We start from the raw sequence: 8,055 nt of genomic DNA, 5'->3' as shown, positions 1-8,055 counted from the left end.
GGGTACGTCAGGTGCCGTCGACGGCGGGCGTGGGGGGTACCCGGCAGGGCAGGATGGGTGCGGCAAGCTGTGCCCCCAAGGACGGTGGTCGCCATTGGCTCGCGGTCACTTGATGACTACCGCCCGTCAGAGTATGGGACACCATCGATCTGATCAACATCTACTTCCCCTAGAGAGCCGGCACGAGGCGTCAGCCCACCGAGAACCACAGATGCTGCGGCCGATGGTCGGACAGGTACTCCGCAGACGCCAGTTCGTACCGGTGCACCCTGACCGGACCTGCGGTGAACGTCCAGTCGATCCGCCAGAACGGCAGCGGCCGGCCGGCGAGGGGGTTGTCCCACTGGAAGGTCATCGGGGCGTTGCACCGCCAGCTCATCGGCAGCAGGTGACGGCTCGCCGTGGTCGCGTCCTCGGCCACCGCCCGCAACGGGTCGAGTGTCCCCATGGACGAGGTGGCGTTGAAGTCGCCGGAGATGATCGACGGGTTCGGGTTGGCCTGCAGATCGTCGACGAGACCCTGCACCTCGGCCTGCCGCCAGTCGAACTTGCGACGGAAGTACGCGTCCGGGTCGACCTGGGGCCGCAGGACGCTCAAATCGATGGCGGTGGGCACGGTGACGTGGACGTTGTAGACCGAGACAGTGCTGTCCCCCACGAGCAGGTCGGTGCGCAGCTGAGGTGCCCCGAGGATTCCGGACAGGGAGCCAATAAGGTTACCCTGTCAGGAAAGTCGAGGGAAGAAGCGCGATGGCACGCATAAGCTCATACACCCCAGAGTTCCGTGAAGAAGCAGTGCAACTCGTTCTACAGTCGAACAAGCCAGTGTCGCAGGTTGCCCGGGAGATCGACGTTCACCCGGAGACGCTGCGTTCCTGGGTCCGCCAGTACCGGCGGGAAAACAGCGGCGCCCAGGACAGCCCACAGATCGGCGTCGACGAGCGCGCTCGACTGAAGGAACTCGAACGTCGCAACCGGGAACTCGAAATGGAGAACAGCTTCCTGAAAAAAGCCGCGGCGTACTTCGCGAAGGACCCTCGGTAACGAGCTTGTACGAGTTTATCGAGACGATGCGACTCGACACCGCGAAGTACGCCTACCCCGTCGACTTCATGTGCGAACAACTCGGCGTGTCCAGGTCCGGATACTACGAATGGCGAACCCGCCCCGACTCCGCGACCGCCACCCGCCGCGCCCACCTTCGATCGGCCATCGAGGAGGCGTTCGCCGCGTCCGACGGCACCTACGGGCATCGACGTGTCCACGCGCAACTGCGGCGCCAGGGCGTGTCCGCCGGGCCGGAACTCGTCCGCCAGCTGATGCGCGAGCTCGGGCTCGTGCCGTGCCAGCCCCGCCCGAGGCGGTGGGGTCTCACCCAGTCGTCGTCCGGCACGGTGCCTGACCTCGTCGGCCGGGAGTTCACCGCCGACGCGCCTGGCGAGAAGCTCGTCGGCGACATCACGTACACCCCGACCGGCGAGGGGTGGCTGTATCTGGCGACCGTCATCGACTGCTGCACGAAGGAAGTCATCGGATACGCGATCGACGACCACTACCAGACGCCGTTGATCTCCCGCGCCATCCGTAACGCCGCCCGGAATCGCGAACTCAGGAAGAACCCCATCTTTCATTCGGACCGGGGCAGCAACTACATGTCGGACGACTACGGCAGAACGCTTCGGGATCTGAGGTTGCGGCGATCTGCTGGCCGGACCGGAATTTGTTTCGGACAATGCGATGGCGGAATCGTTCTTCGGTGCGCTGAAGAACGAACGCGTGTCGCGTGTGAAGTATCCCACGCGTGAGGCGGCACGCCGGGACGTTACTGCCTACATCGAATTCTGGTACAATCGTCAGCGTCTGCATTCGGCGGTGGGCTACCGACCCCTCCCCGGGAAGTCCACGCAGAGTTCGAGAACCTTCAAATCGCGGCGTTAAAGAACCGGCCGAACCACTGTCCGGAAAACGCGAGGCCCCTCAGTGGTCACCGCGTCGACGAAATCGGACAGGGCGAGCATCTGGGTGCGCACGTCGCCGCGGCCGATGACCGGGAAGTTGCGGCCTTCCTCGGCCCACTCGAACAGCATGGAGAACAGCCCCATCCGGCCGGGGCCGAGGAACGTCTTGGGCCGTACGATCGGCAGGCAGGCACCGTCGGCGCGCAGTCGTTCGGCGTGCTCCTCCGCGGCCGTCTTCGCGGCGCTGTACGGGTCGACCGGCTCCCGGGGGTGTTCCTCTGTGGTGGGTACGGTCCGGGGCAGGCCGTAGACGGCCGTGGACGAGATGTGCACCACCCGGGTCACCCTGGTCCGGACCGCGGCGGTCAGCACGGTCCGCGCGCCGTCGACGATCCGGCGGCCGTCGCGCTGGTAGAGGTAGGCGCCCTCAGCGCGGTCGACCAGTTCGCGGCCGAACCCGAACGAGGTCATCAGCGACACCTGGGACTTGTTCACGTGCCGCCGGTACAGGTCGTGGACCTCGCCGACACCGAGCCGCTCGGCGTCGTCAAGGGTGAACAGCGTGGACATGCGACTCTCCTCGGTGCACGAAACGGGCCAGGCCGAGTACGGCGAGGGAGGTGCCGATCTCGACGACGACGCAGATCAGCCGGCTGGCGAGGGCGACCGTGCCGGCGACCCCCCAGGGCAGTACGGTGGCCAGGGCGGCGGCGAGCGCGAGTTCGCGGACCCCCCAGCCGTCGGGCGCGACGATCGACAGGCCGCCGGCCACGGTGGCCAGCGCGAACGCGCCGACGGCGACGGCCGCCGAACGGTCGGCGGGCGCTCCTAGCGCCACCGCCAGCGCCCACAGGTGCAGACCGGAGACCAGCCAGGACAGCAGCGCCAGCGCCAGCGCGGCGCGGACCGCGGCCGGCGGGAGTGGGGTGACCGGGCGCCGGACGAGCCGGGCGACCAGTGCGACGGGCCGGTCGAGCAGCGCCGGGCGGCCCAGCAGGGCGACGAAGCCGACCAGGGGCAGCAGGAGCCAGGGTCCCGGCGCGGCGAGCATTCCCACTCCGGCCCCGGCGAGGATGGCGAGCCCGATGCTGACCAGGTAGGCGGTGATCATGCGTTCGGCGGGTGCCCCGGCCTGACGGCCCAGGTCCACGTGGGTGATCACGCCCCATACCCGTCCGGGCAGGTACTTGCCGAGTTGGCCGAGGAAGAAGATCCGGGCCGCCGGGAGGCCGCGGACCGGGACCAGGACCCGCCAGGCCACCATGCCGATCAGCAACCCGGCCAGGTTCGCGGCGGTCGCCGCCAGTAGCAGCGGCAGGCCGGCCGGGCGGCCCAGCGCCACCAGCGGCGCGGTGCCGGCAGCGCGTACCGTGAAGCCGAGCGCGACCACGGCGGCGACCAGCACCAACGGGGTGAGCCAGCGGGTCGGCCGGGAGCCGAGCAGCAGCCGTACGCAGCCCAGCACCGCCCCGGCGACCAGCGCGACGTGCAGTAGCAGGTGCACCCCGAGGAAGAAGGGCAGGAACCGGGGACCACGGCGGCGGGCGACGAACCGCAGCAGCCCGATGTCGCAGACCGCGAAGACGGCGACCAGCAGCGCCGAGGCAAGGACGAACACCGGATGGATCAGGGTCAGCGGAAGCACGCCCAGTGCCCCCGCCACGGCGAGGATCCCGGCGGGACGGTTCGCGGTCAGGCTGGCGCGGCCCTCGCGGCGGGCGGCCAGCACGGTCCTGGCGAGCAGCTGGGAGCGGCGGAACTGCTCGGCCAGCAGGGGGCCGAGCCGGGAGACCTCGTCGTGTCGGGCGACGACGCGGTCGCTGAGCACGATCCGGGTACGCGGGGCGAGCCGGTCGCTGTACTCCAGGTCCTCCGAGTCGCGCAGTTCCTCGTCGAACGGTCCGACCTCGTCGAACACCGAGCGTCGGATCGCCGCCTGCGCGAAGAAGGCGGTCCGGACCACACCGGCGTGCCGCCAGCGCCACCAGTACGCGTGCAGCGTGCGGTACCACTCGACCGGCCCGTCGTCAATGAGTGGCTCCGGCGCGATGACCCCGTGCACGCAGCCGACCGCCGGATCGTCGCGCAGGATCGCTACCGCGTTGGCGATGGCGTCGGGCTCCAGCGCCTCGTCGGAGTCGAGGAAGAACAGCACGTCACCCGTGGCGAGGGCGGCTCCGGTGTTGCGGGCGGCGGAGACGCCCCGGTTGTCCGGGTGGACGACGGTCCGGCATGGGAACCGCGCGGCGACGTCCCGCGAGCCGTCCGTGCTGTGGTCGTCGACGACGATGACCTCGTGCGGCGGGTACGTCTGCCCGTACACCGAGCTCAGGCAGGCGTCGAGGGTCCTGGCGTAGTTGTAGTTGGGGATAACCACGGAAACGGTGAGGGCCATGCGACCAGCAGAACATCCACCGACTTCGATGAAATATCGCTTCGCTGTCCCGTCCGGCGACCGCGAGGGCTGACCGGCGCATCGGCGAAAGAGGTCGATGCGCGATCGATAGCCGCCGGATACCGGGTCGGGCGGTTACCCGGTGGCGGTACGCGGCGACCCGGTGACATCGTCACCGGCCGGGCCCTGCCAGCCGAGCCGGGCAGCCTGGTGCACCGCGGCCATCAGGGTGGGCAGTTCGGCTGCCAGCCAGCTGACCGGATCGGCACGCAGCCGGTCCACCACCGCGTCGGTCACCAGGGGCGACGGCATGTCCGCGCCGGCGCCTTCCGCCTGTCGGCTCGCCGTACCGGTCAGGTACAGGCAGGTGGCCCAGACCCGGCGCAGCGACTGCTCCCGTACCACGGTGGTGTCCTCGACCTCGGCGCGCTCCGCGGCGAACACGCGCACCAGCGCCGGCAACCGGTACAGCGGCCGGCCGCCACCGGGCATGCGCTCCGCGTCCACCAGCTGCGCGTCGGCCAACTGTTCCAGCAGGTCCTCGGCCACGGTCGGGTCGGTGTCCAGCAGCGCCGCCGCGACCCAGGCCGGGAGCTGGGCGCAGTCCAGCAGCGCGAGCCGGCGCAGCAGCCGGCGGGTGCCGTCGGGCAGGGACCGGTAGCTACCCGCCAGGCTCGCCCGCACACTGAGCGGCCCATGCTCCAGCTCGTCGAGCAACCGCCTGTCGTCACGCATCCGCGCCACGAGCTGACCGATTCCCCAGTGCTCCCGCGCGGTCAGCCGCGCACCGGCGATCCGCAGGGCGAGGGGCAGCCCGCCACATAAGGTGACGAGGGCGTCCGCCGCTTCCGCCTCAGTGTCCACCCGCTGGTGACCGACGATCCTGCCGAGCAGACGCAGCCCGTCGGCATGACCGAGTGGCCGGGGCCGGACACGGTGCGCGCCGGGCAGGCCCACCAACGCGGATCGGCTGGTGACGAGCACACCACAGGTGCCGCTACCGGGCAACAGCGGCTGGACCTGCGACTCGTCGGCGACGCCGTCGAGTACGACGAGGATCCGCTGACCCGCGAGTCGGCTCCGGTACAGGTGGGTCTGCTCGTCGATCTCCATTGGGATGTCGGCCCGGCCGACGCCGAGCGCGCGAAGGAAGCGCGGCAGCACCTGCTCCGTGCGGCTCTGCGTCGCGTCAAGCGACGCGTAGAGCTGCCCGTCCGGGTAGCCGGGGAGCATCCGGTGTGCCACGTGCAGGGCCAGGGCGGATTTGCCGATGCCGGCACGGCCGGTGATGGAGACCACCGGCACCGCCCGGACATCTGCCCGGTTCGGGGCCAGTGCGTCGCCGGCGGCGGTGACCTCGTCCTCGCGGCCGATGAAATCTGCCGTGTCGGACGGTAACTGGCACGGCGTGGGGCGCGGTGTCGCCGGTGGGTACGTCCGGCGGGTACTGGCGGAGTGGGTAGGCAGCTCCAGCTGGGCATCGCCGCTGAGAATGCCTTGCTCGAGGCGGCGCAACTCGTCGCCCGGTTCGATGCCGAGCGTGTCGACGAGTGCGGTCCGCGCGGCGCGGTAGATCGCCAGCGCCTCCGCCTGCCGGCCCGAGCGGTACAGCGCCAGCATCAGGAGTGCGTACAGCCGCTCGCGCAGCCGGTCGCGCTCGATGAGCCAGATCAGCTCACCGATCACCTCTTCGTGGTGACCCAATGCCAGATCGAGCCGGATCCGCTCCTCGATCGCGGCGGCTCGCAGCTCCTCGAGCCGTTTGCGGCCCGCCTCGATGATCCGTCCCGGCAGGCCGGCCAGGGCGGGGCCGCTCCACAGCGCCAGCGCCGCGCGCAGCCGTTCAGTGGCGGCGGGCAGGTCACCGATGGCCGCGATGGAGCGTGCTTCGGCGACGAGGCGGTTGAAGACATCGACGTCGAGTTGACCGTCGGCGGCCCGGAGCAGATATCCGCAGCGGTGCGTTTCGAAAGGGCTGGCCAGGTCGCGACCGGTGAAGGTCCGGCGCAGGGTGGACAGACAGATCTGCACCTGGCCGCGCGCGGTCGACGGTGGGGTCCCCTCCCACACCGCGTCGATGAGCCGTTCCATCGGTACGACGCGGTTGGCTTCCAACACCAGTAGCGCCATGATCACCTGGCTGCGACGTCCCGGTAGGCGGAAATGCCGTCCCTGGTGGTCGACGCGAAGGGGTCCCAGTATCTCTACACGCACGTTTTACCTCCGGTAGTCACTCCGGTTCTTCTGCGGTGTCATTGACACGTCGTTCCATGGGGTGAATGGTCTTAGCCACTCCTTCGCGGCGATCTAACGGCCGTCGACGGGGACACTGCGGCCAATAATGTGGAAAATCCAATTAATTCACGTAAGTCTATCACTAGTGATCGCTTATATCCATAGCGTGATCGCAGTCGACGGTGTGGTCTCGAGCACTTTTGGATGGTGAGTCGACATCGGTATGGAGATAACCACCGTCAATTAATACTAAATGATATTTTCTGGCTGGCGGTTCATGCCTGTGCGCGGTGACCGTATTAAGGTGGAGGTCACACTCGATGCTCCAGGTGCGCTCGAAGGTCCCTTCGCGACGGTCAGCCGAGGCGTTGTGTCGGTTGTCGTGGATGGTGAACTCGTTCCTGGATCCGACAATGCGCCTCTGGTGGCAGCGGGTACGACGGACGCCATCGTGGCAGACAGTCCACCATGTACGATTTGTTGACCCGGTCCGGTCTCCGGCTCGCCGTCCTGCTGCTCGTGTCACCCGTGTTCGCCACCGGCGCGTCCACCGTGTCTGTTGCGGACCAAGCCTCTGACCGGGGCGCCACGGCCGAATCAGGGGTGGTGGGCACCACCGTCCATGACGCCGTCACCGGTCTGCCCGCCCGCGCGTGCGTCCGATTCGTGCCGGTGGATCGCGACCGGTACACCCTGATCGATCTCGGCGACTTGCAGCTCGGCTGGCGTAGTCACTGTGCTGCTGCGGACGGCGCACTCGTCGCGGAGGGGGTCGAACCGGGCCGCTACCAGCTCTTCGTCAACCCGCCGTACGACGAGCAGCGGCACGGGCTGCAATGGGTCGGGACGCATGGTGGCACCGGGCAACGGCATCGTGCCGCCGTGATCCGGGTCCGGGCCGGCGCCGTGACCTCCGCGCCACAGATCCGACTCGATCCGCCGGGCGAGATCATCGGCACTGTCACTGTCACTACTGCGGCCATCGGCCGGCCGGTGGCCGGCGTGTACGTCGGGCTGGTCCCCATGGTGCCGCATCCGAAGTACACCGTAGATGTGGCGATCACTGACGTCGTCGGCCGCTACACGGTCGGTAGGCTCGGACCGTACGACTGGGCGCTACAGTTCTCCGGTTCGCAGATCGCGACCCAGTGGTCCGGCGGGGTCGGTAACGCCCGACTTGCCCGGACGGTGCCGGTGTGGGAGGGCGGCAGCAGCATTCGGCACGGTCCACGTAGTGCTCCAGAATCCGGGCCAGCACCGCCGTGGCGGTGAGCGCGGCGACAACCAGGTACGCCACCGACAACTATGGCACCCACAAGACCCCCGCCGTGCGAGCCTGGCTCGCGAAGCATCCCCGGTTCCACATGCACTTCACTCCGACCGGATCCTCCTGGATCAACCAGGTCGTGCGACACGCAAGTCGCATGAGTACAGCGACACTCATCGAAGGGGGTGCGGCGTGACGTC

The 8,055-nt window shown here is 68.8% G+C and carries 7 protein-coding genes and 2 pseudogenes; 5 read left to right on the top strand and 4 right to left on the bottom strand.

The window, feature by feature from the left end:
* Nucleotides 1-190: 190 nt before the first annotated feature.
* A complete protein-coding gene (locus ACFHWS_RS04090) occupies nucleotides 191-658 on the bottom strand; it encodes an endonuclease/exonuclease/phosphatase family protein (RefSeq protein ID WP_416567660.1) in 468 nt (155 codons plus the stop codon).
* A 92-nt stretch (nucleotides 659-750) separates the two neighbouring features.
* Between ACFHWS_RS04090 and ACFHWS_RS04085 the strand changes: the two genes are divergently transcribed.
* Genes ACFHWS_RS04085 through ACFHWS_RS04075 form a run of 3 tightly spaced genes read left to right on the top strand, consistent with a single transcriptional unit; the run spans nucleotide 751 to nucleotide 1,938 of the window.
* The gene (locus ACFHWS_RS04085; RefSeq protein WP_416567659.1) at nucleotides 751-1,044 is read left to right on the top strand and encodes a transposase; all 294 of its coding nucleotides are present in this window, start codon (nucleotides 751-753) and stop codon (nucleotides 1,042-1,044) included.
* Nucleotides 1,045-1,049: 5 nt separating this feature from the next.
* Complete coding sequence (locus ACFHWS_RS04080; protein WP_416567658.1) at nucleotides 1,050-1,805, top strand: IS3 family transposase; 756 nt, start codon at nucleotides 1,050-1,052, stop codon at nucleotides 1,803-1,805.
* Complete coding sequence (locus ACFHWS_RS04075; RefSeq protein ID WP_416567657.1) at nucleotides 1,738-1,938, top strand: IS3 family transposase; 201 nt, start codon at nucleotides 1,738-1,740, stop codon at nucleotides 1,936-1,938. Before ACFHWS_RS04080 ends, ACFHWS_RS04075 begins: the two co-directional genes overlap by 68 nt.
* 47 nt (nucleotides 1,939-1,985) lie before the next feature.
* Here ACFHWS_RS04075 and ACFHWS_RS04070 read toward each other — a convergent pair.
* The 3 genes and pseudogenes from ACFHWS_RS04070 to ACFHWS_RS04060 all read right to left on the bottom strand — a co-directional run.
* Nucleotides 1,986-2,429, bottom strand: a pseudogene (locus ACFHWS_RS04070) (NAD-dependent epimerase/dehydratase family protein); the annotation flags it as partial.
* A gap of 76 nt (nucleotides 2,430-2,505) precedes the next feature.
* Nucleotides 2,506-4,353 carry a glycosyltransferase family 2 protein gene (locus tag ACFHWS_RS04065; RefSeq protein WP_416553176.1) on the bottom strand — a complete coding sequence of 616 codons (1,848 nt, stop codon included), beginning with the start codon at nucleotides 4,351-4,353 and terminating at the stop codon, nucleotides 2,506-2,508.
* Between the two features lie 135 nt (nucleotides 4,354-4,488).
* Complete coding sequence (locus ACFHWS_RS04060) at nucleotides 4,489-6,483, bottom strand: BTAD domain-containing putative transcriptional regulator (protein ID WP_416567656.1); 1,995 nt, start codon at nucleotides 6,481-6,483, stop codon at nucleotides 4,489-4,491.
* 573 nt (nucleotides 6,484-7,056) lie between these two features.
* Here ACFHWS_RS04060 and ACFHWS_RS04055 point away from each other — a divergent pair.
* Both ACFHWS_RS04055 and ACFHWS_RS04050 read left to right on the top strand, forming a co-directional pair.
* Complete coding sequence (locus tag ACFHWS_RS04055; RefSeq protein ID WP_416567655.1) at nucleotides 7,057-7,860, top strand: hypothetical protein; 804 nt, start codon at nucleotides 7,057-7,059, stop codon at nucleotides 7,858-7,860.
* 26 nt (nucleotides 7,861-7,886) lie between these two features.
* Nucleotides 7,887-8,000: pseudogene (locus tag ACFHWS_RS04050) on the top strand (IS630 family transposase); the annotation flags it as partial.
* Between the last annotated feature and the right edge of the window lie 55 nt (nucleotides 8,001-8,055).

Source organism: Micromonospora sp. LOL_013 (assembly GCF_048060315.1).
Classification (GTDB): domain Bacteria; phylum Actinomycetota; class Actinomycetes; order Mycobacteriales; family Micromonosporaceae; genus Micromonospora_E.
Note: the sequence above shows the minus strand (reverse complement) of the source record. Positions and strands in the feature narration are given on the sequence as shown.

Bases quoted from the DNA above. Each gene is read 5' to 3' on its own strand.
- ACFHWS_RS04055 (WP_416567655.1), top strand. From the start codon at position 7,057: ATGTACGATTTGTTGACCCGGTCCGGTCTCCGGCTCGCCGTCCTGCTG.
- ACFHWS_RS04085 (WP_416567659.1), top strand. From the start codon at position 751: ATGGCACGCATAAGCTCATACACCCCAGAGTTCCGTGAAGAAGCAGTG.
- ACFHWS_RS04065 (WP_416553176.1), bottom strand. From the start codon at position 4,353: ATGGCCCTCACCGTTTCCGTGGTTATCCCCAACTACAACTACGCCAGG.
- ACFHWS_RS04060 (WP_416567656.1), bottom strand. From the start codon at position 6,483: ATGGCGCTACTGGTGTTGGAAGCCAACCGCGTCGTACCGATGGAACGG.
- ACFHWS_RS04075 (WP_416567657.1), top strand. From the start codon at position 1,738: ATGGCGGAATCGTTCTTCGGTGCGCTGAAGAACGAACGCGTGTCGCGT.